The organism is Zobellella maritima, assembly GCF_003075035.1.
Lineage (GTDB): Bacteria > Pseudomonadota > Gammaproteobacteria > Enterobacterales > Aeromonadaceae > Oceanimonas > Oceanimonas maritima.
Genome location: NZ_QCZE01000001.1, coordinates 1,924,972 through 1,945,935 on the forward strand (window position 1 = coordinate 1,924,972; position 20,964 = coordinate 1,945,935).

Below are 20,964 nucleotides of genomic sequence, written 5' to 3' on the forward strand. Positions count from 1 at the left end.
TTATCGGTAGCTGCCCCCTCTACTGATGAAGGGGTTATAGGTTCTGTATTCCTGTTTACGATGATGAAATCAGCAGGCCGGCGATAAACAACCGGCTCGTCAGCCTCAGCGGGCGGTCACCAACCGAGCCTTGCGAGCATGCTCATGGCCGCCCACCAACATCGCCTGCCGTATGGCCCGGCTGGCCTCCACTATCTTGCTGTCACGCTCGGCGGCCAGCGCGTCAAAGCTTCGGCCGTTTTCCTCCGCCTGCACCCCGGCCAGCAGTTGCTCGATCACCTCGGGAGTCAGTCGCGGATCGCCCAGATCGTCCCACCAACGGTGGAAGGAAGGCCCGAAGCGCTCGCAGAACACGCCCAGCCCGTGGCCGCCACTGCCCAGGTTGAACAGCATGTGTGGCCCCATGACCGACCAGCGCAGCCCGGGCCCGGCATAGACCGCCTTGTCCACATCCTCGACACTGGCGACCCCTTCCACCACCAGGTGAATTGCCTCACGCCACAGGGCCGCCTGCAGCCGATTGGCCACATGCCCGGGCACTTCCTTGTTGACGCGGATCGTCACCTTGCCGCAGGCCGCATAGAACTGCTCGGCCAGCTCCAGCACGTCACTGTCGGTCTTGTCGTTGCCCAGCAACTCCACCAGCGGGATCAGATGAGGCGGGTTGAAGGGATGGCCCAGGATAAAGCGGCCGGGGTTTATCCAGCCGGACTGCATTTCTTTTACCAGCAGGCCGGACGCACTGGAGGCGACAATGGCATCGGGGCGCAGGTGCGGTTCGATGCGGGCATACAGCTCGTGTTTGATCTCGATGCGCTCGGGCACGCTTTCCTGCACAAACTGGGCCCTGACCACCGCCTCTTCCGGCGTACGGAAGAAGCGTACCCGTTCCATGGCGCCATTGACCGTGAGGCCCAGCCGCTTCAGGCTCGGCCAGGCGTGCTCCACGTAATCACGCACGAAGGCCTCGGCGTTCTCGGAAGGATCATAAACATCGACTTCCAGCCCCGCCGCCAGAAACAGGGCGGTCCAGCTGGCGCCTATGGTGCCGGCGCCCAGAATGGCCGCGACCTTCATATCCCGAGGAAAATCAACCTGCTTGTTCATTTGCTACCTCTCTTAAAACGGTCATTCACACGTCAATATTTAGTCAGTAGACACGACCGGGCGACTTAAAACAGGCCGGGCTGTAGCGGCGATGCTGCCGTCAGTCCGCCATCCATCACAAACATCTGCCCACTGGCATAGGCCGCATCGTCGGACGCTAGCCAGAGCGCCAGCCCGGCGACATCTTCCGGCTTGCCGAAACGTCCCACCGCATGGCGGGCCAGCGCATCACGCTTGGCGGCCTCGGGATCGGCCGCCAGCTCAAAGCCCGCCTCGGCCATCTCGGTCATGATCCAGCCCGGGCAAATGGCATTGCAGCGCACGCCATCCTTGCCGTGGTCCACCGCTATCGAGCGGGTCAAGCCATGCACAAAGGCCTTGGAGGCGTTGTAAATTGCCATGCTGGGATCCGATACCTTGGCGCTGATGGAGCCCAAGTTGATAATGACCCCCGCCCCCTGGTGACCCAGATCCGGAATAAGCTCGCGACAGCACAGGAATACCGCCTTGGCGTTCACTCCCATCACCAGTTCCCAGTCGTCATCTGTGGTTTCGGTCACGGTCTTTTCTACCTGTACTCCGGCGTTGTTGACCAGGATGTCCACCTGGCCGAAGGTCTCGAGGGCGACGCTGCGCACCCGCCTGACATCCTCCAGCCGCGTCAAATCCGCCTGCACCCAGCTCACTGACTCAGGCAGATCCGCCGGCCGTTCCCCCCTGCCGCAGCTCAGCACCCGGGCACCGTTGGCGAGATAACGATCCACCACGGCACGACCGATACCCCGGCCTCCGCCGGTAACAATTGCAACTTTTCCTTTCAGGGCAGACATGGCTATCTCCATTAAAGATCGAGTACCAGACGATCAGACTTGGCGCGCGAACAGCACACCGCCATCACGTCATTCATGCTTTTTTCATCTTCGGTGAGGATCTGATCCCGATGCTCGGGTTCCCCCTCTAGCACATCAGTCAGGCAGGAGCCGCAGACCCCCTCTTCACAGATGGTGTCGATATCGAACCCGTTTTCCTTCAGCACCTTGAGTGCCGTTTTCTCGGCCGGTACCTCCAGCTCCATCTTCGAACGGCACAGATAGATACGGAACGGCCGGTTCTCGCCCGTAACCACAGGGGATGCCTTGAAGCGCTCGAAATGCACGGTCCCGGCCGGCCAGTGGGCCGATGCCGCCTCAACGGCATCCATCAACCCGCCCGGACCACAGCAATACAGGTGCCGCCCCGGCACCACCTCGGCCAGCAATGCGCGCAAATCCAGTCCCTTGGAGGGATCACCGCCGTCAAAATGCAGCTGCACCCGGTAGCTGAAGGGCGCCTCGTTTTTCAACCAGCCGACAAAGGCCGCATCCTCCGCGTGGCGGGCGCAGTAGTGCATCTGAAAGGAGCTGCCAACGTGGTGCAGTGCAAGCGCCATCGACAATATGGGGGTCACCCCGATACCACCGGCAATCAGCAACGACGACGAAGCCTCCGTGGCCAGCGGAAAATGATTGACGGGGCCACTGACACTGAGCCGGTCACCCACCTTGAGCTCGTGCATAAAACGGGAGCCACCGCGGCTGGCGGGATCCTTGAGCACGGCAACGCGATAGCTGTGACGGACTCCGGGCCGGTCATAGAGCGAATATTGCCGGGTCAGGCCGTTGTCCAGATGCATGGCCAGGTGCGCCCCCGCCTCGAATGGCGGCAGGGCTTCGCCACTTTCCAGCGCCAGTTCGACGCTGCGTATATTCCGGGCTTCGTCCTTCACGGCACGCACGATCAGCGGCTGTTTGTCCAGCGGTGTAATGGGGTTGCGCATGGGCGTCACCTCTCCTTGATTCAGGCCCGGCGGCTGCCGGGCCAGGCTGCTGTTACAGATGGGCAATCTGGACGTGACGCACCGAGGTATAACCCTCCAGTGCATACACCGACATGTCGCTGCCATAGCCTGAGGCCTTCATGCCGCCATGGGGCATTTCCGAGGTCGCCACCCCATGGGTATTGACCCAGGTAATGCCGCAGCGCAGCGCGGCAGCCACCTTCATCGCCTTGCCCGTATTCTGGGTCCAGATGGACGACGCCAGACCGAACTCGCTGTCGTTGGCAAGCGTAATGCCCTGCTCCACGCCGCTGAACGGGGTGATGGAGATCACCGGCCCGAAGACCTCCTTCTGCACGATTTCATCCTGCTGGCGGGCATTGGCGATCAAGGTCGGGGCATAGTAGAAACCACTGCCCGGCAACCGGTACCCGCCGGTCACCACCTCGGTGTGGGCCAGGTCCCGCGCCCGCTCAACAAAGCCCGCCACATGGTCCAGGTGCCTGCCCGAGATCACCGGCCCCATTTCCGTGCTGTTGTCATTCGGTTGACCCACCCTGATGGACGAAATCGCCTGCGCCATCTCCGCCACGAAGTTGTCGTAAATGCGATCTTCAACATAGAAGCGACAGGGCTGGGTGCAATCCTGCCCGGCATTGAAGAAGGCAGCCCCCCGCAGCGCCTCGACAGCCGCCGGCACATCGGCATCATTGAATACCAGTACCGGCGCCTTGCCGCCAAGCTCCATATGGGTATGCATGATATTGCGCGCGGAGGCTTCCAGGATCCGGCTGGCCGTCTCGGGCCCGCCGGTCAGCGATACCAGCTCCAGATCCGGGCTGTTGATCAGCGCATTACCTGTGGTCGAGCCCCGGCCGGCAACCACATTGACCACACCCTTGGGGAAGATCTCCGCGGCCAGTTCGGCCAGGCGCAGGGTGGTCAGCGGCGTCATCTGTGACGGCTTGAGGACCAGCGGACAGCCCGCGGCCAGCGCCGGGGCCAGCTTCCAGGCCGTCATCATCAGCGGGTAGTTCCAGGGGGCGATGGAGCCCACCACCCCCACGGGGTCGCGGCGGATCATCGAGGTGAAGCCCTGCACATACTCGCCGGCGGTCGAGCCGCTCATGCTGCGGGCGGCGCCGGCCATAAAGCGGAACACATCGATGATCAGCGGCATCTCGTCCGTCTTCACCGACGCCAGCGGCTTGCCGTTGTTGAGCGACTCCAGCATCGCAAACTCATCCTGCCGCGTCTCCAGCGCATCGGCCAGGGCCAGCAGGTGCGCGGCACGCTCCGCGGGGGTGGTTCGCGACCAGGCAGGAAAGGCCGCCTTCGCCGCCGCCACTGCGGCCGCCACCTGTTCCGGGGTGGCCTCGGCAATGTCGACAATCACCTCTTCCGTCGCCGGGTTAAGCACCCGCACCATCTCGCCTTCGCCGGCCACCAGTTCGCCATTGATCAAATTTTTTATCTGCATGTTCCGACTCCCGTTAGCGCTCATCAAAAACCGACCAGGTCTTTGCCCTTGAGACCCAGCCGCTCACGCGCCTCGTCCGGTGTGGCCACCTTCAAGCCCAGCTCTTCGACGATACGGCGGATCTTTTTGACCTGGTCGGCATTGGAGGCCGCCAGCTGACCAGCACCGATATACAGGTTGTCTTCCAGGCCGACCCGCACGTTGCCGCCCATGATGGCGGACTGGGTGGCGAACGGCATCTGGTTGCGACCGGCCGCCAGCACCGACCACTCGAAGCTATCGCCAAACAGCTTCTTGGCGATGCTGTGCATATGGGTCATGTTGTCGGGATCCGCCCCCACACCACCCAGGATGCCGTAGATCATCTGGATGAAGAACGGCGGCTTGATCAGCCCCTTGTCAACGAAGTAGGCCAGGTTATACAGGTGGCCCAGGTCGTAACATTCGAACTCGAAGCGGGTGCCGTGGGTCTCGCCCAACTCACGCAGGGTGTACTCGATATCCTTGAAGGTGTTCTTGAACACGAAGTCACGGGTCATGTCGAGGAACTCGGGTTCCCAGTCATGCTGCCACTCCTTGTGTTTCTGCAGCAGCGGGAAAATACCGAAGTTGATCGATCCCGCATTCAGCGACGCCATCTCGGGGCGGGTGACCAGCGCCGCTTCCAGCCGATGCTCCAGGGTCATGCCCAGGCCGCCCCCGGTAGAGACATTGATGACCGCATCGCAGTGATGCTTGATCACCGGCAGAAACTGCATGAACACCTTAGGATCCGGTGTTGGCCGACCGGTTTCCGGGTCACGGGCATGCAGATGGATGATGGATGCCCCTGCCTCAGCCGCCGCAATGGACTCGGCCGCGATCTGATCGGGCGTGATCGGCAAATGTTTGGACATGGTCGGGGTATGGATGCCACCGGTGACCGCACAGGTAATAATGACGCTCTTGGACATGGCTCTTCTCCCTTACAGACGCATTTGTTGAACTTGCGCGGTCAGGCCGCCGTCCAGAACCCACAGCTGGCCACTGGCATAGACGGACTCGTCACCCGCCAGCCAGTTGACCAGGCTGGCAATGTCGGCCGGCGTGCCGTAACGGCGCATGGGGTGAATACGGCGCACCTCTTCCTTGAGGCTGTCGATATCGCCGGCACTGCCGAAGAAGCTTTGCAGCATGGGAGTATCGATAAAGCCCGGACAGACCGCGTTGACCCGTATATTCTCGGGGCCGTAATCGCAAGCCATGGCCTTGGTCAGGGCATGCACCGCGCCCTTGGTGGCGCAATAGGCGGCCAGACTCGGGTCGGCAATAAAGCCGTCATAGGAGCCAAAATTGATAATGGAGCCACCACCGGCCTGGCGCATCAGCGGCACTGCATATTTGCAGACAAGGAACATGCCGGTCACGTTAATGGAAAAAATACGGTTCCAGTCGTCGAGTGAGGTTTCTTCAATGGTTTTTTCGATTTCAATGGCCGCGGCATTAACCAATACATCCAGCTGGCCGTATTTCTCTCCCACCTTTTCCATCAGGGCATGAACATTGTCTTCATTGGTCACATCCAGCCGTTCAAAATAAACGGAGTCCGGCAATCCCCCTTCTCCCTGTGCAATATCCGCGGCAATCACTGTCGCCCCTTCATTGGCAAAGCGTTCACAGATCCCGCGACCAATACCACCGCGCCCACCTGTTACCAACGCAATCTTGCCGCGCAGCTGTCCCTGAGCCATATATCACCTCATCTTTGGAAATTCAGAATAAACCTGGAGGAGATCCCCTCCAGGAAAACCATTAATTGACGTTACCTGACGGCCTGTTTATAGGCATCGAGCAGCAGGCCATGGAAATGATGCAGCGCATGCTCGCTCAACCCGGAGCCGGCGGGATCATTGACAATACGTCCGCTTTCGAAGGCTGGCGTGCTCATGCCCCGTTGTACGCTTTCGACCAAATCGATATCCTCCTGCTGCAGGACATCGCGAATGTAGTTGATCGCTTCTTCTTCCTGTTCGGTCGGCTCCGCCGTTTCGAAATAGAAGTCGTAGGTTTCTATGGTGTGGTCCGGCCCCACGGGAATAATATTGAGCACCAGGAAGTTATTGCGCCCCGGGTAGCGCATCAGGCAGGTATTGGGCCACAGCCACCAGACCGCATGGTCGTCGCAGCTACCGCCCTCGACGCTGTAGGCGCTGTTCTCCCCCTTGGAGCCCTTGGCCATATGGCTGGAATAGATGCCATGGGTGGTGACCTGGTAGGTATCAAACTGCAGCAGGGTGCAGAAATCCTTGTGCGCCGTCGGGCAGTGATAGCACTCCAGGAAATTGTCGACCACATTCTTCCAGTTCGACTTGATATCGAAAGTCAGCCGGCGGGCCAGGGTCAGATCCTTAATATCAGACGCAAACGCATTGATTTCATTGGCAAGGTTACCGGTCTGCTCGGCCAGCGACCTGGCCTCGGGGTCCAGATTCACGTAGATAAAGCCGCAGAATTCCTCAACTTTCACCTGATCCAGGCAGATATCCCCCTTGTTGAAATCGATCAACGCGTCGGTATGGGGAGCATTGCGCAGGTTACCGTCCAGGTTGTAGCTCCAGGCATGGTAAGGGCAGGTCATGACCCGGGTCTTGCCTTCCCCCTCGAGCAGGTGGTGCGCCCGGTGCTTGCACACATTGTAGAAGGCGCGCAATTCACCGCTGCGATCACGTACCACGGCAATACTACGGCCTTGCACATCCGCCACATAGTAGGCGCCTGGTTCGCGCACCTTCTCCATATGACAAACCCATTGCCAGGTACGATGGAAAATCGTTTCACGTTCCAGATCCAGAAATTTCTGATCGGTATAGCACTGGGCATTCAGGGTGAAAGACGCACTTGCATCAGTTTCATTATATCTGCCTTTGGCCACCTGGATTTCTGCATCGGAAATATATACGCCCATCATCACTCTCCTGTCAGTAGATATACGTTTCCCATTTAATTATCTGTTTCTAATGATGCTATAGAGGACGGACTCACACGCAGATTCGTCGTAGCCCCATATATGAATATCCTTGGCGAGGAGAGCTTGTTTATCCGCCCCTGCGCTCTGCCTCGATATTAGCCATACTTTCATCAGCCATTTAATATCCGTCATTTATGGAAGTGAGTTGTAAACATTAAATAATTGCCCCTTTTCATTTTCAGGAATATATGTTCACGTCCTCTTACCACTCGTGATATATCAGCCTGATAAACACTGACAGACATATAATAGATTTCGTCGTTAACTTGCCGAACGAATCGACTCCTGTAACTGATTATTCAATAAGAAAGATGTTACCAAGAGGTTACATTCTTGAACTGGAGCCACTGTATCCTGCCCATTCTGCGTCCTCAAACGATGAATCGCAGGGCAAATGGGTTAAATAATTTAAGGCAAATGCCGGCCATGGCTTAGTAGGACGCCCCCGAAAACAACAGGGCTGAGCTCAATAACGAATTCAAATACGGCACTACTTCGAGACAGAGACCGATAAGCAAGCCTTCCACACTAGGACCGGTAAGTACTCCTGCCGTTCCGGCGTTCCCGCTATCCCTGGCAGTCAGTAGTGCGGAGCCCCCTCCCCCCGGATGGCAGCCTGATGCCTGTATTAAGACGGGTAAGGGACCGAACATTCAGTGAAGGTTCGAAGCCGTTATCGAGTACAGGTGACCTTAAACTGCGGCGAGTCTGAGTACGGGAATTCGGGTATACGGGATGTGCTAGCTCCCTGGTTGTCGCCTGGTGTCTATAGCCTGTCGAGTTGGCAATATCAGGGTGACGGGGTTTCGCCTTACTATCGTTGCCGGCGCTGCCGCTTGAGCAGCGGTAACGAAGTAGGAGCCCCCCACATGCCTGACAACAATGCCACTTTCGACATCGCCGGCTACGGCAACTATCAGGTCAACCACAAACCACTGCGTATCGAGACCGGCGCCGAGTCACTGCGCCTTGTCTGGGACGATGGCCACGAGAGCGAATATCATTATCTGTGGCTGCGGGACAATTGCCCCTGCCCGGACTGCGTCTCGACCCTGACCCGGGAGCAACTGTTCGAAATCTGTGATGTGCCGCTGTCCATCCGGCCGCTGGAGGCGCAGCTGGACCAGGAGTATCTTCATATCCAGTGGGATAACGATGGCCATGTCAGCCGCTTTCACCCCGGCTGGTTGCGCAGCCATTGCTACAGCGAACAAGCCAGGGCAACCCGGCAATGGCGCCCGGAGATCTGGGACAAGGCGACCATCGAAAACACGCTGCCCTGCTATGACTGCGCCGACATCATGCAGGACGACGCCACACTGCTAAGCTGGCTGTGCCAGCAGCGTGATCGCGGCATTGCCCTGCTGAAAAACACCGATACCACGCCCGGCACCCTGCAGCAGGTGGCTGCCCGCATTTCCTTTATCCGGGAAACCAACTTCGGCACCCTGTTCGATGTGCGCTCCAAGCCCGATGCCAATTCCTCTGCCTACACCAACCTGCGTCTGCCGCTGCATACCGACTTGCCCACGCGAGAGTTGCAGCCGGGATTGCAGTTCCTGCACTGCCTGGAAAACGACGCCACCGGCGGTGAGTCAATCCTGGTAGACGGCTTTCGCATTGCCGAACATATGCGCGAGCAGTACCCCGATGACTTCGCAGCCCTCAGCAGCCTGCCGATGGATTTTTATAACAAGGATCGCCACAGCGATTACCGCTTTCGTGGGCCGGCGCTGGTACTCGACGGCCAGGGCACCGTCATCGAAGTGCGTTTTGCCAACTTCCTGCGCGGGCCGCTGGATGTGCCGGCCAGCCAGGTGGTGCGCCACTATCGCGCCTACCGCACCTTTATCAGCCTGACCCGGGAGCCCCGTTTCCAGTTTGAATACCGACTGGTGCCCGGCGACCTGCTGGTGTTTGACAATCGCCGCGTGCTGCATGCCCGCCAGGCCTTTGACCTGCAGCAGGGCCAGCGGCATCTGCAGGGTTGTTATGTGGATCGCGACGAGTTGCTGTCCCGTATCCGAGTGCTGGAACGCACCCTGTAGCGGCTTCCCGGGTGGCTCCGGAGATCAGGCGGCGCCTGATCTCCTTGCGTCATGGCGAAAAAGCGCCAACACCGCAGACGGTACCCACATCGCAGACACTCAGATCCGTCTCCTGCAGCAACTACCGGGCCCGCTCGAAACGCAGCCTGAGGTAATGGGCCGATGAGAGCAATACACAATCCGATATCGCCAAACGATTAGCTGTGACACAAGGGTGTGTCAGTCAACCCGGGTTTAACCAAGATGAATACCTTAGTCGCGATCTAAAGCAAGGGATACCGGCACCATCGCCGGCCCGCCGTCGCCAAGATCTCACGACCAAGATTGTCACCATCCCCTAAAATCGGGGCCTACATCATCAGAGTTCTGCTGCCTACGATGAGGCAAACCTAGCTGTGATCATATGCAGTCTTTTCAGCCTAACGTGGGTTTGCTAATACTCATGCATCCTGGCCCTGCGTCTGAAAATGCTGCATGCTGCCATAACGTCGTTTGATCTCGGCAAACTCCTCGCTATCGACAAACTGGCACACACCGTTACCAAGATCTTTAGCCACCTCAATCGCAAAGCGCGCAGCCTGCTCAATGTCGACTTCATGGCTGGCTCCGGTAGCGCATCCGGCCACTGGTACTTCGGTGGAGAGCGCCACACCAATGACCGGTGCCTGACTGGCCACACTTGGCTGTAAAATACTATTGAGGTGATAAAGGGTGTTACCGTAGGGCGTAATGTCCTGTTGGCTGATCGGGAACACATTGGCTCTCTGACCGGTAACGCGTTCGATAACATTAATGACGCTTTCACTGACTTTGAGAATGTAACCCTGGCAAACGGTCGGAGAGATCGCCACACCGCGGTAGTTCATGATGCGGTTACCTTTAGTGGTGTCGATAGACAGAATGGCGTCCATCTCGTCATCCACTTCGTGCAGCCAGGTATCTTCCATGGTGATCGGAGAGTCCATAAATGGTACTGGATGATGCTCGCGGGTCGGGGCATCAGGACAAATGTGGGTTGTGATTATGACATCGCCCGGTAGCCTGTCGCCCAGATGTACCATGCGGACCAGCTTGGCAGCGGCTGCCATGGCCGCCAGTGCGCCGTCACCATCGGATACGAATCCTGTCAGCTCTGGACGGGCACCAATGCCGCCCAGGCGTCCGATGATACCCAGCGTCGGCACATCGCCGCCGACGCTTTTCCCGCGCGTACCCGGAATACGTACCTTGATAAAATCGCTGGCGCCATTGTCTGAGGTGAGGCGATTAATTTCTATCAAATCAGGTTTAGCGCCTTGTTCACATAAGTAATTTTTGACCACATCGCCACTGGCACTTGGGCTGTCCAGCAATTCATACAAATCCATTACTTGCTTTAACATCAATCATCCCCTTAACAATCATCTAGATAATTTCGATACTAACCCACATAATTGATAAGATTAATTTAATTAAACTATCTATTTATAGAAGATGTTTATGAATGTAAACGCACGTCAATTGCAATCATTTCTGCGAGTCGCTCAGCTGGGCAATTTCACCGAAGCAGCGGAACAGCTGCATATGACACAACCTTCATTGAGTCACCAGATTCGCCAACTGGAGCATATGCTGCGGATCAAGCTGTTTGAGCGCACCACGCGACGCGTGCTCCTAACTGAGGCAGGCAAGGCATTTTTGCCCGCGGCAGAGCGTATCCTGGCCCGGCTGGAGAAGGCAGTCAGGGATATGCATAGCCTGGCGGAAGGGCAAACTGGACGAGTCAGTTTTGCCGCGTTGCTGACGGTGGGAGCAAGCCTTATTCCTGCCGCCATGGCTTCATTTCAGCGCCAGTATCCAAATGTGACCCTGGAATATCTGGAAGAGAGTGATGAGCCTATTTATCAGTTGGTAAATAATGGTGATATCGATTTTGGAATCGGTGCCATGCCGCCTCAGAACGATGACATTATTTTTACGCCGATTTACAAAGACTATCTCTATTTTGTCTGTTCACCGCGCCATCCGCTGGCGAAGTGCAGTGAAGTCAGCTGGCATGACATTGTCAAAAATCCGTTTATTGCCATCAAATCCGGCACCAGTATGCGCAGCTTGATGGAGCAGGGCTTTGCCATCACCCATACTCCAATGCAACCGGTGCAGACCGCCATTTATCAGTCCACCATTCTGGGTATGGTTTCCTGTGATATTGGAGTCAGCGTCGTTCCGTCATCGATGAAACTGATGTTCGAGCGTAACGATGTGTGCCTGATCCCAATTAAAGAGCGTCTTTATCGGGATATCGGCCTGATAGTAGCGAAAAGTCGCCCGCTCTCCAAAGCGGCTCAGGAGTTGGTGAACGTCATTTTGCAAATTGTCGGAGAAAATCGCAGCTTGCTGCCGCGCTCGGATTAAACAGGCGTTGTTAATCAAATCAGAGCGGGATCAGCTTGTCCCTGCTGGGATTGATGCCCTTACCTGACCGGCTGACGAGCAGACATACCGCGAACCTCGTTTCCAGTTTGAATACCGGCTGGTGCCCGGCGACCTACTGGTGTTCGACAACCGCCGTGTGCTGCATGCCCGCCGGGCCTTTGACCTGCAGCAGGGGCAGCGTCACCTACAGGGCTGTTATCTGGATCGTGATGAGCTGCTGTCCCGCATTCGGGTGCTGGAACGCACCCTCTAGTTAGGATACAGGACGCTTTCCCTCCCCAACTAATCAGGCGGCGCTCCGGCGCCGCTGCTCGCCGGGCGTCATATTGAAATGACGCCGGTAACTGCGGCAAAAGCCGGATGCCGAGCCAAAACCGCAGGCGGTCCCCACCTCACAGACACTCAGATCGGTCTCCTGCAGCAACTGCCGGGCCCGCTCGAGGCGCAACTTGAGGTAATAGGCCGATGGCGATGCATCGAGGAAACGCTGACACAGGCGCTCCAGCTGGCGCAGCGAGATAAAGGCGCTGTTGGCCAGCTCTGCCGGGGTTAGCGGTATTTCTATGTGTTGCTCCATCAGGCTCAGAACCCGGATCAGGCGCGGATGATGGATATTGAGCCGTCGCGGCAGCCCGATACGCTGCCGGTCCGAGGGCGGGCGTATGCCGTTCTTGATGCACTGATCGCAAATCTGCAGCGCCAACGCAGTGCCCGCATGCTGTTGGATCAAGTGCAACATCATGTCGGTGGCGGCGGTGCCGCCGGCGCAGGTGATACGGTTGCGGCCGATTTCGAACAGCTCCGGGCTTATCAGGATATCAGGGTAGGTTTCCTGGAATGCCGGTGCCGCCTCCCAGTGCAGGGTCACCCTCTGCCCCTTCAGCAACCCGGCCCGGGCAAGCAGGTAACAGCCGGTATCCAGCGCCCCCAGCAGGCTGCCGCGCCGGTTCAGTCGGCGCAGCCAGTCGACAAACGCAAGGCTCCTGTGGCGTTCGGGATGGAAGCTGGCATTGACGAACAGGTTGCGCGGCGGGTCAACCGCGTACATATCAAGGTGCTGTTGCAGCGCCATCTGATTGCTGGCCATCACCGGCTGGCCCTGTTCGCTCAGGCACTGCCAGCGATACAGCGGCCGTCCCGCCAGGCGGTTGGCGATGCGCAACGGCTCTATCGCCGACAGCAGCGACACCATGGCATATTCCGGCAGCAACAAAAAGGAAACGGTGATCACGCCGTCATCGTCGGGGTGGAGTATGGGTGATACGGGCGCGGGGCCCGTGGCCACCGCGGTCCGGATGAGTGAGGATGTGTGCATATGTCTTTCCCGGGCGGGCCTGCGCCGCGTACAACACAGGCCCGGATGATGTCAGTCGTTCTGAGCCACCGGACGCGAGGCGCCGATCAGACCCGACTCCAGCCACAGGGACTTCAGTACCCCGAAGGTCATGGCCAGGATCACCAGGCTCAGTGGCAGGGCCGCGGCCATCAGGGCCGTCTGCAAGGCGCTGAGGCCACCGGCCAGCAACAGCACAGCTGCCACCAGGCCGATCACCACTCCCCAGAAGACGCGGAAGATCTGCGGCGGCTCGTCGTTGCCCAGCGACAGTATGGTGGTCAGCACCAGGGTGCTGGAATCCGACGAGGTCACAAACCAGCTCATCAGCAGAAACACCATCATGGCCGAGATAATCCAGCCCAGGGTGCCGGTGCCGGCGATGCCGTCGGAGCTGGCAAACAGGGCGGCCGGCAGGTTCCAGGCCTTGACCAGGTCGATCAAGCCGGCGCTGCCCGGACCGCCCGCGGCGAACAGCTCCTGCCACAGCGCGGTGCCGCCGAAGATGCCCAGCCAGACAAAGATAACCAGGGTCGGAACCAGCAGCACGCCGAGCACGAACTCACGCAGGGTGCGGCCCTTTGAAATGCGGGCAATAAACAGGCCGACAAAGGGAGCCCAGGCCAGCCACCAGCCCCAGTAGAACACGGTCCAGCCATTCTGCCAGCTGGCGGGGCCTTCCTCTTCCGGGAACCATAGCCCCATCTGTACGAAATTGACCAGGTAATCACCCAGCGACTCGGCAAAGATGCTCAGCAACCAGGTGGTCGGGCCGCCGAACAGGAAGAAAGCGATAACCAGCACCGAGATAATGATGTTCCACTCGGAGATGAACTTAATACCGCGCTGCACCCCCGACACCGCCGACAGGATGGAAATCACCGAAATCACGGCAATCAGCACCAGCTGGGTATTGATACCCGGATCCACCCCGATCAGCCGCTCCAGGCCCACCGACATCTGGCTGACACCGAGCCCCAGGGAGGTGGCGACGCCGAACACGCAGCCCAGTACGCCAAGCATGTCCACCACATGACCGATGGGGCCGTAGATACGATCACCGATAAAGGGATAGAGGGCCGAGCGCAGCGCCAGCGGCAGCTTCTTGCGGTAGGCGAAATAGGCCAGCGACAGGCCGACAATCACATAGACGGCCCAGCCGTGAAAGCCCCAGTGGAAGAAGGTGACACGCAGGGCATCGACGGCACGGTCATGGCCGATGGCGGTGGCGCCGGCCATATCGGCGTAGGGGTTGTTGGGGTAGCCGAAGGCACCGCTGTTATCCAGGTAGAAGATGGGCTCGGCGACCCCGAAAAACAGGATGCCAATACCGATACCGGCGGAAAACAGCATGGAGAACCAGGCAAAGTTGCTGAACTCGGGGCGGGTGTCGTCATCACCCAGGCGGGTGCTGCCATGGCGGCTGAACACGATGTAGCAACAGGTGACGATCAGGAACACCACCGTCACCAGGTAGTACCAGCCAAAAGTGGTTTCGATCCAGCTGCGGGCGGCACCGAAGATGGTGCTGGCCAGTTCCGCATTGAGGCCTGTGAACAGCACGAAGGCGAGTACCAGGGTGGCCGATGCCACCGTCATGCCCTTGTGCATGCCCTTGAACAGGCCGCTTGGTGCTAGCAGATCCGCTTTGAAAACGGTGCTGCCACTATTTGAATGTTGTTCTATAGACATTCTATTTGTCTCCGATAAGCCATAATACGGGTCCTTGTATTTCTGGTATTACTGGGTAGATAAGTCGCCTCCTGAAAATGTGGAACAGGCTGCAATGGAGCCTAAACCCTGCCCCACTGCACATGTATGAAATTCGTATCCCCTGATTATCGCCCTGCCCGATGCGATTCGGGCCTTGGCACCCTCCGGGAGCGGCCGGCGATAGGGTCCCTGTCCAAATGTTATCCTTGGTCGAGCATGCCCTTTCACCGCATGCGTCGCTTATACGTCTTGCCGCGACACGGGCATGCCCGTTTTTGCGGATTACAAGGCCGGAATGACCGACACCTGCGATGTACAGTCTCCAGGCGTAGCAGCCGCGCTGCTGTTCCAGTGAGTGAAACCTCAATTATCTTTGTCGTTCAGGCCAGGGTATGGGTGTCGCCATCCACACTGATAACCTGGCCCGAGATCCTGCTGCCTACCGCCGAGCCGAGGAACACGGCCATGGCGGCAATATCCTCGGGGTCGATAAAGGTTTTCAGCGAGCACTGGCTGACATAGCTGCGGCGCACCTCCTCTTCACTCAGGCCGCGTGCCGATGCTTCATTACGGATCACCCGGTCCATCCGCACGCCGGATACCGGTCCCGGACAAATGGCATTCACCCGGATGTTGTCACTACCGCATTCGATGGCCAGGGACTTGGTCAGCCCGGTCACGGCCCATTTGGCGGCGGCATAGGGGGTGCGCAGCGGGTAGCCCATGATCCCGGCAGTGGACGACAGGTTGATAATGGCCCCGCTGCACTGTGCCCTCATCAACGGCAGGGCCTGCTTACAGCAATAGAAGGTCGAGTTCAGGTTAAGCTGAATGGTTTGCTGCCAGGCATCGCTGTCCAGGGTCTCCAGCCGGCCCGCCGGCCCGCCGATACCGGCGTTGTTCACCAGCACATCAATGCCACCGAGCTGCTCCAGGCCGTCGCGGAAAAACTGCTCGACCTGTGCCTCGTCGCCAACATCGGTCAGGCTGTAGCTCAGTTGCGGTAACTCCCTGGCCAAGGCTTCCAGTGCGCCCAGGTCTATATCACAGACATGGACCCGGGCGCCGGCCTGAATGAAGGCCCGGGCGATGGCACGACCGATGCCGGCTCCGGCGGCGGTGATCATTACTCGTTGTTGCATGGTTTAACTCCTCCCTGATAAACACGACCCACTGACATCATTCCGTGTCAGGCATCCCGACGGCGCCGCACACCGGCACGACGCCCCCTGGATACGCTACTAGCGGCGAATCCCCTTTTCGTCGCGGTACTCCTTGAGGGTCTGCATGATGCGGATCAGGCAGTCGTCACGCTCCTGGATCAGCTCGTTGATCGAGGCGCCATTGGCCTGGCTCAGGCAGCCGGCCACCATATCGTCTTTCAGTTGTTGGGTCAGTTCGGGGGCCTCCAGACGGGTCCAGGGTTCCTTCAGCGATTCCTCGAAGTGATCCAGCAGGTGTGCCATGCCGCCCTGGCCGCCGCCCAGGTGATAGGTCAGGCAGTGGCCCATGATGGCCCAGCGCAACCCCGGCCCGTAGGCAATGGCCTTGTCGATATCTTCGACCGAGCACTCGTTGTTGGCCACCATATGCAGTGCCTCGCGCCACAGGGCTTCCTGCAGTCGGTTGCCGATAAAGCCCGGCAGCTCCTTGTCCATCTTGGCGACCTGCTTCTCGATCGCCTCGTAGAAGGCCGCCGTCCAGTCGACCACTTCCTGGCTGGTGCGCTCGCCGCCACAAACCTCGCAGAAGGGTACCAGGTAGGGCGGGTTAAACGGATGGCCGACCACAAAGCGATCAGCCTGCTGCTGCACCTCGACGGCCATGTCGGTCATGGCAAAGCCCGAGGTACTGGAGATAATCACCACTTCGGGCGGGGCCAGCCTGTCGAGCTCGGCAAACAGGCCGCGCTTGGCGTTGAGGTTCTCCGGTGTGCTTTCCTGGATCACCTCCACGCTGTTGACCAGTTCTTCCAGGCTGTCGGCAAAGCGCAGCCGGCTGGGGCTCGCGCCCTCGCGCAGGCCCAGCTTCTCCATGGTCGGCCAGATATGGTCCACCATCGCCAGCAGCTTCTCACGCGCATTGGGGCCCGGGTCGTAGGCCACCACGTCCATGCCCATTCTCAGGAAATGCAGCGCCCAGGCACCGCCGATTACGCCGGTGCCGAGTACGCCGGCCTTGGTCACCTCAGTTGGTAGGGGTCGATTCATCTTCATTTGCTCCAAATAAAATTGAGTGCTGTCCGTTGCCACAGCCACTACCGAGTGCCGCCAAGGGGTCGGTCGCCATTGCTGGTCGTCCTTTCCGTACCGGCGGCCCGGTTAATGTTGGGTGTTAAATGTTACTGGGTGCCACGCAGACGCAGCTTCTGGCGGGCCTCAGAGGGGCTGAGCACCCGTGAGCCCATGTTTTCAACGATATTGACGGCGCGTTCCACCAGCTGACCGTTGGTGGCGAACTGGCCCTTGCCCAGGTACAGGTTGTCTTCCAGGCCGACCCGGATATGGCCGCCGAGCAGGGCCGACTGGGCCGCCCAGGGCAGCTGATTGCGGCCCAACGCAAAGGCGGTCCAGTTGGTGTTGGCCGGCAGCATGTCGACCATGCCCTTGAGCAAGCTCAGCTCGGGCGGGGTGCCCCAGGGAATGCCCTGGCAGATCTGGAACATGGCGTTGTCGTCGAGCAGCCCCTCTTTCATCATCTGCAGCGCAAACCAGAGGTTGCCGGTATCGAAGATTTCCAGCTCGACGGTCACATCCAGCTGCTGGATGCGGGCCGCAGCCTTGCGCAGCATGTCCGGGGTCGAGATATACACCAGGTTGCTGTCACCGAAGTTGACCGAGCCGCAATCCAGGGTACAGATCTCGGGCTTGAGCTCCTCGATATGCACTAGTCGCTCTAGGCCACCGACCAGATCGGTTTCCGGGCAGAAGGCGGTGGGGTTTTCCTCGGGGCCGATATAGAGGTCGCCCCCCATGCCGGCGGTCAGGTTGATGATGACATCGCAGTCGGCGGCGCGCAGCCGCTCGCAGACCTCGGCATACAGATCCAGGCGCCGGGAGCACTGCTTGGTTTCCGGGTCACGCACATGCATATGGGCGATGGCGGCGCCGGCGTTCCAGGCCTCGATGGCGGCATCGGCAATCTCTTTCGGGGTAACCGGCACATACGGGCTGCGGTTGGCGGTATCGGCGGCGCCGGTGACGGCGCAGGTGATAATGACGTCCTGATTCATGGCGATTCTGACTCCTGGTCTGTTTTGTGTTAGGCCGGATGCCGGGCCTGGACTGCCCGGCACCTCCTGCGTGTGAGTAACGTTACGCGTCTCAGCGGAACTTTTTTGCCTATACCCGATTTATTTTTTACTTTATTCGACTACTTTTAATGACTGTCGCGAATGGACAAGAAATATCTGTTTGCGCCAAATTAAGCTGGAATACACCGCCTTCAGTCAGGCAGATAGTGCTGGCTCCAGGAGGTGGCCGCTACGCCACTGGCGAGCAGCGCTGCTATCTCATCCTCACTCAGCCCCAGCTGCGTCAGAATGTCGCAGGTATCGCTGCCGTACTTGCGCATCGGTGCGGGCAAGCTCACCCTGCCGTAGCGAGGACGGATCGCGTTCGGCGCAATCAAATCGACGGTGCGGCCGCAGGGATGATCCGTATGGCGGATAAAGGCGACGCTCGCCGGGCCATCCAGATCGATACCGCCTTCCTTGGTCATCAGCGAGCGCTCTCGCCACCGGCTCATGGTCGCCAACGGCTGACACCCGATGTCGGCCTCCCCCAGCAACTGCTGCCAATGAGCTTGCGGTTGGGTGCGGAACAAGGCCTCCAATCGCGCCTCGAGCGCATCATTGTCATCAAGGTCGATATCATCCAGCGCCAATGCGGCCAGGAAAGCCTCGCCCCTGCGCTTCCGGTCGACCGCCAGGAAGAGCCAACCATCGGACGCCGGATAGCAACGATAGAGGGCGTGGGCCCCCTTGACCTCACGACCACTGGGCTCGTTAAAGGCGCCCCGCCCCTGGTAGTCGTACATAAAGGGCAACTGGATCAGCTGACCGGCGGCGGCCAGTGAGCTGCGGGCCACCGAGCCGCCATGCCCATGGGCACGTTTTATCAGCGCCACCCCGATGGCCAGGGCGGCGCAATAGCCACCGAGCACATCGATGGTGCCGAAATGGGCGTGCTCCTCCGGCGTATCCATGCCGCCGCCGAAACGGCACATGATGCCGGTGCTGGCCTGTACCAGATCGTCATACCCCGGGTGGTTACTGCGTGGGCCGATGTCTGGCCCGCCCCAGGCATCGAACTGGCACAGGATCAGCTGCGGATTCGCCCGCCGCAGCCGCTCGGCGGTCAGCCCGAGGCGCTCTAGCTGCGCATCGCTGGCATTGATGGTGATAATGTCGATATCCGGCAACAACCGATCCAGTACCGCCTGCCCCTCGGGAGATTTGAGATCAAGTAGCAGGCTGGACTTGCCCTGGTTGGCCTGCATGCCGAACACGGTGCTGTTCCAGGGATCAAGCGCGGGTTGTGGCGGATCGATGCTGATCACCTCGGCACCGAAGCGCCCCAGGATGCCGGCGATGGTCGGGCCGGCAATGACATTGGTCAGATCCAGGATACGGATCCCATTCAGCCAGCCTCCGGTCTCTGCCGCCGGCGATGCGGCACCAGGCCCGTCGCTGCGTTCGCGCCATCGCTGCAGCGTGGCCCTGATCGGGGCATAGTTCCGGTTCGGCCGTTGTGCCGGCTGCTTGCGCATCACGGCCGTATCGCCCTTGAGCCAGCAGATATTGCCCGGCTGGCGCATGGTGCCCAGCACCGGATCCTCGACTTCCAGAATGCTTCGTGAACGCAGGGCATGGTCCGAGTGCAGCCACTCCCGCGTGGTGCGGTGGGCGCAACCCGGAATGCCCGCCTCGCCGAACAGCTGTTCCCATTCGCTGGCCGTGCGGGTTTTGAATGCCGCTTTCATCCGCTCGGAAATAAAGCCGGCCCAGGCCCGGGACAGGGGGTAGGAAAGCAGGGTGCAGTCGGTGTTATCAGGCCAGTCGGCAAGGTCGAGGTAGGGGCTGTGAGTGGGAATGCCGGCCGCCTGCACCTCTTCCCATAATCCCAGCAGCTTCAGGCAGCCAATGGGATGACGACTGTGGGATGAACAGACCGCATAAAAGGGGCGGCCATCCTGGCAGATATAGGTACGGTAGAAGGGGTCGAGAAACTCCTGCAGATCCTCGTAGCTCAGGTTCAAGGGCTCGCCGCAGGCGCGGCGGCGTTCAATTTCCTTTTCACGCGGAGACTTGTAACGATCGGGCAAACCGTCGATATGCATCGAGTTATAGGCCAGCCCTTCCATCAAGGCGGCGGAAATCGGCACCTCGATAACCTCGCCCTGACCGCTGCTTTCCCGGGCGAACAACGCCAGGGTCACGGCAGTGGCGCCCAGTACAGCAGCATAGGCCGAGGCCAGCGGCAATGGTGAGAAGGAAGGATTAACTCCCATCAGGATGCGGTTCAGCCCCATGTCGGTAAACTGGCCAACCGCCGCCGCGATAACGCCCTCCCACGCAGGCACGCCAGCATAATTGACATCCCGAGCAGAGAATCCGGGCAGTGACAGGTAGACCAGGCCCGGGTTGTTGTCGCGCAAGCCATCCGCACCCAGCCCCAGTCGCTGCATCACGCCGGGTCGGAAGTTCTCCACCACCACATCGGCATGGCGGGCTAGCTCCCGGGCCAGCTGCAGGTCGCTGTCATCGGCAAGGTCCAGGCAGATACGCTGCTTGCCGCGATTGAGCACGGCATCGGCCGGATTGTCCCAGCGCGGCCCACCGGGCGGATCTATGTGTATGACTTCCGCGCCCTGATCGGCGAGCATCATCGCGACCGCCGGGCCGGCGATGTACTGACCGAAGTCAACAACACGGATCCCGGCAAGGGGACGAGCGCTTGCAGTGTTCGAGTTTTCCATACGCACCTCACATACTTAATACTTGGTGAACTCGATACTAAGAGATGGATTCAGCGGCGCATATCG

Annotated in this window: 16 protein-coding genes and 1 pseudogene; 3 read left to right on the top strand and 14 right to left on the bottom strand. The window is 59.4% G+C overall.

Annotated features, from left to right (window positions below; all coding sequences use genetic code 11):
- Positions 1 to 105 precede the first annotated feature (105 nt).
- The 7 genes from DCS96_RS08880 to DCS96_RS08910 all read right to left on the bottom strand — a co-directional run bounded on the left by DCS96_RS08880 (position 106) and on the right by DCS96_RS08910 (position 7,350).
- Positions 106 to 1,107, bottom strand: a complete 1,002-nt coding sequence (locus tag DCS96_RS08880; RefSeq protein ID WP_116473927.1) for a 3-hydroxyacyl-CoA dehydrogenase NAD-binding domain-containing protein — start codon at positions 1,105 to 1,107, stop codon at positions 106 to 108.
- 65 nt (positions 1,108 to 1,172) lie between these two features.
- Positions 1,173 to 1,937, bottom strand: coding sequence for an SDR family NAD(P)-dependent oxidoreductase (locus DCS96_RS08885; protein WP_116473928.1), 765 nt, complete (start codon positions 1,935 to 1,937; stop codon positions 1,173 to 1,175).
- A gap of 11 nt (positions 1,938 to 1,948) precedes the next feature.
- Positions 1,949 to 2,923, bottom strand: a complete 975-nt coding sequence (locus DCS96_RS08890; RefSeq protein ID WP_116474581.1) for a PDR/VanB family oxidoreductase — start codon at positions 2,921 to 2,923, stop codon at positions 1,949 to 1,951.
- Between the two features lie 52 nt (positions 2,924 to 2,975).
- Complete coding sequence (locus DCS96_RS08895; protein WP_116473929.1) at positions 2,976 to 4,403, bottom strand: gamma-aminobutyraldehyde dehydrogenase; 1,428 nt, start codon at positions 4,401 to 4,403, stop codon at positions 2,976 to 2,978.
- Between the two features lie 23 nt (positions 4,404 to 4,426).
- Positions 4,427 to 5,356, bottom strand: coding sequence for a BKACE family enzyme (locus DCS96_RS08900; RefSeq protein WP_116473930.1), 930 nt, complete (start codon positions 5,354 to 5,356; stop codon positions 4,427 to 4,429).
- A 12-nt stretch (positions 5,357 to 5,368) separates the two neighbouring features.
- Positions 5,369 to 6,133 carry an SDR family NAD(P)-dependent oxidoreductase gene (locus DCS96_RS08905; protein WP_116473931.1) on the bottom strand — a complete coding sequence of 255 codons (765 nt, stop codon included), beginning with the start codon at positions 6,131 to 6,133 and terminating at the stop codon, positions 5,369 to 5,371.
- A gap of 71 nt (positions 6,134 to 6,204) precedes the next feature.
- Positions 6,205 to 7,350 carry an aromatic ring-hydroxylating oxygenase subunit alpha gene (locus DCS96_RS08910; RefSeq protein ID WP_198649966.1) on the bottom strand — a complete coding sequence of 382 codons (1,146 nt, stop codon included), beginning with the start codon at positions 7,348 to 7,350 and terminating at the stop codon, positions 6,205 to 6,207.
- Between the two features lie 929 nt (positions 7,351 to 8,279).
- Here DCS96_RS08910 and DCS96_RS08915 point away from each other — a divergent pair.
- A complete protein-coding gene (locus tag DCS96_RS08915) occupies positions 8,280 to 9,458 on the top strand; it encodes a gamma-butyrobetaine dioxygenase (RefSeq protein ID WP_116473933.1) in 1,179 nt (392 codons plus the stop codon).
- 440 nt (positions 9,459 to 9,898) lie between these two features.
- Here DCS96_RS08915 and DCS96_RS08920 read toward each other — a convergent pair whose 3' ends face one another.
- Entirely contained in the window at positions 9,899 to 10,840 is a 942-nt protein-coding gene (locus tag DCS96_RS08920; RefSeq protein WP_198649967.1) for a DUF1177 domain-containing protein, read from the bottom strand.
- A gap of 97 nt (positions 10,841 to 10,937) precedes the next feature.
- On the opposite strand from DCS96_RS08920, the gene DCS96_RS08925 reads away from it, so the two are divergent.
- The gene (locus DCS96_RS08925; protein ID WP_198649968.1) at positions 10,938 to 11,852 is read left to right on the top strand and encodes a LysR family transcriptional regulator; all 915 of its coding nucleotides are present in this window, start codon (positions 10,938 to 10,940) and stop codon (positions 11,850 to 11,852) included.
- A 94-nt stretch (positions 11,853 to 11,946) separates the two neighbouring features.
- A pseudogene (locus DCS96_RS08930) lies at positions 11,947 to 12,126 on the top strand (TauD/TfdA family dioxygenase); the annotation flags it as partial.
- Between the two features lie 33 nt (positions 12,127 to 12,159).
- On the opposite strand, the gene DCS96_RS08935 reads toward DCS96_RS08930, so the two are convergent.
- The 6 genes from DCS96_RS08935 to DCS96_RS08960 form a co-directional block, all read right to left on the bottom strand.
- Positions 12,160 to 13,188 carry a GlxA family transcriptional regulator gene (locus tag DCS96_RS08935; protein WP_116473936.1) on the bottom strand — a complete coding sequence of 343 codons (1,029 nt, stop codon included), beginning with the start codon at positions 13,186 to 13,188 and terminating at the stop codon, positions 12,160 to 12,162.
- 51 nt (positions 13,189 to 13,239) lie between these two features.
- Positions 13,240 to 14,898 (bottom strand): BCCT family transporter, encoded by a 1,659-nt coding sequence (locus DCS96_RS08940; RefSeq protein WP_116473937.1) that lies wholly within the window; start codon positions 14,896 to 14,898, stop codon positions 13,240 to 13,242.
- A gap of 401 nt (positions 14,899 to 15,299) precedes the next feature.
- On the bottom strand, positions 15,300 to 16,061 hold the full coding sequence (locus DCS96_RS08945) for an SDR family oxidoreductase (protein WP_116473938.1): 762 nt from the start codon (positions 16,059 to 16,061) through the stop codon (positions 15,300 to 15,302).
- Between the two features lie 99 nt (positions 16,062 to 16,160).
- A complete protein-coding gene (locus DCS96_RS08950; protein ID WP_116473939.1) occupies positions 16,161 to 17,129 on the bottom strand; it encodes a 3-hydroxyacyl-CoA dehydrogenase NAD-binding domain-containing protein in 969 nt (322 codons plus the stop codon).
- Between the two features lie 131 nt (positions 17,130 to 17,260).
- Positions 17,261 to 18,151 carry a BKACE family enzyme gene (locus DCS96_RS08955; protein ID WP_116473940.1) on the bottom strand — a complete coding sequence of 297 codons (891 nt, stop codon included), beginning with the start codon at positions 18,149 to 18,151 and terminating at the stop codon, positions 17,261 to 17,263.
- A 212-nt stretch (positions 18,152 to 18,363) separates the two neighbouring features.
- The gene (locus DCS96_RS08960) at positions 18,364 to 20,898 is read right to left on the bottom strand and encodes a CoA transferase (RefSeq protein WP_116473941.1); all 2,535 of its coding nucleotides are present in this window, start codon (positions 20,896 to 20,898) and stop codon (positions 18,364 to 18,366) included.
- Positions 20,899 to 20,964 lie beyond the last annotated feature (66 nt).

What these genes read in the sequence shown, in the direction of transcription:
- DCS96_RS08880 (WP_116473927.1), bottom strand. Translation starts at nt 1,107, where the DNA reads ATGAACAAGCAGGTTGATTTTCCTCGGGATATGAAGGTCGCGGCCATT.
- DCS96_RS08885 (WP_116473928.1), bottom strand. Translation starts at nt 1,937, where the DNA reads ATGTCTGCCCTGAAAGGAAAAGTTGCAATTGTTACCGGCGGAGGCCGG.
- DCS96_RS08890 (WP_116474581.1), bottom strand. Translation starts at nt 2,923, where the DNA reads ATGCGCAACCCCATTACACCGCTGGACAAACAGCCGCTGATCGTGCGT.
- DCS96_RS08895 (WP_116473929.1), bottom strand. Translation starts at nt 4,403, where the DNA reads ATGCAGATAAAAAATTTGATCAATGGCGAACTGGTGGCCGGCGAAGGC.
- DCS96_RS08900 (WP_116473930.1), bottom strand. Translation starts at nt 5,356, where the DNA reads ATGTCCAAGAGCGTCATTATTACCTGTGCGGTCACCGGTGGCATCCAT.
- DCS96_RS08905 (WP_116473931.1), bottom strand. Translation starts at nt 6,133, where the DNA reads ATGGCTCAGGGACAGCTGCGCGGCAAGATTGCGTTGGTAACAGGTGGG.
- DCS96_RS08910 (WP_198649966.1), bottom strand. Translation starts at nt 7,350, where the DNA reads ATGATGGGCGTATATATTTCCGATGCAGAAATCCAGGTGGCCAAAGGC.
- DCS96_RS08915 (WP_116473933.1), top strand. Translation starts at nt 8,280, where the DNA reads ATGCCTGACAACAATGCCACTTTCGACATCGCCGGCTACGGCAACTAT.
- DCS96_RS08920 (WP_198649967.1), bottom strand. Translation starts at nt 10,840, where the DNA reads ATGTTAAAGCAAGTAATGGATTTGTATGAATTGCTGGACAGCCCAAGT.
- DCS96_RS08925 (WP_198649968.1), top strand. Translation starts at nt 10,938, where the DNA reads ATGAATGTAAACGCACGTCAATTGCAATCATTTCTGCGAGTCGCTCAG.
- DCS96_RS08935 (WP_116473936.1), bottom strand. Translation starts at nt 13,188, where the DNA reads ATGCACACATCCTCACTCATCCGGACCGCGGTGGCCACGGGCCCCGCG.
- DCS96_RS08940 (WP_116473937.1), bottom strand. Translation starts at nt 14,898, where the DNA reads ATGTCTATAGAACAACATTCAAATAGTGGCAGCACCGTTTTCAAAGCG.
- DCS96_RS08945 (WP_116473938.1), bottom strand. Translation starts at nt 16,061, where the DNA reads ATGCAACAACGAGTAATGATCACCGCCGCCGGAGCCGGCATCGGTCGT.
- DCS96_RS08950 (WP_116473939.1), bottom strand. Translation starts at nt 17,129, where the DNA reads ATGAATCGACCCCTACCAACTGAGGTGACCAAGGCCGGCGTACTCGGC.
- DCS96_RS08955 (WP_116473940.1), bottom strand. Translation starts at nt 18,151, where the DNA reads ATGAATCAGGACGTCATTATCACCTGCGCCGTCACCGGCGCCGCCGAT.
- DCS96_RS08960 (WP_116473941.1), bottom strand. Translation starts at nt 20,898, where the DNA reads ATGGAAAACTCGAACACTGCAAGCGCTCGTCCCCTTGCCGGGATCCGT.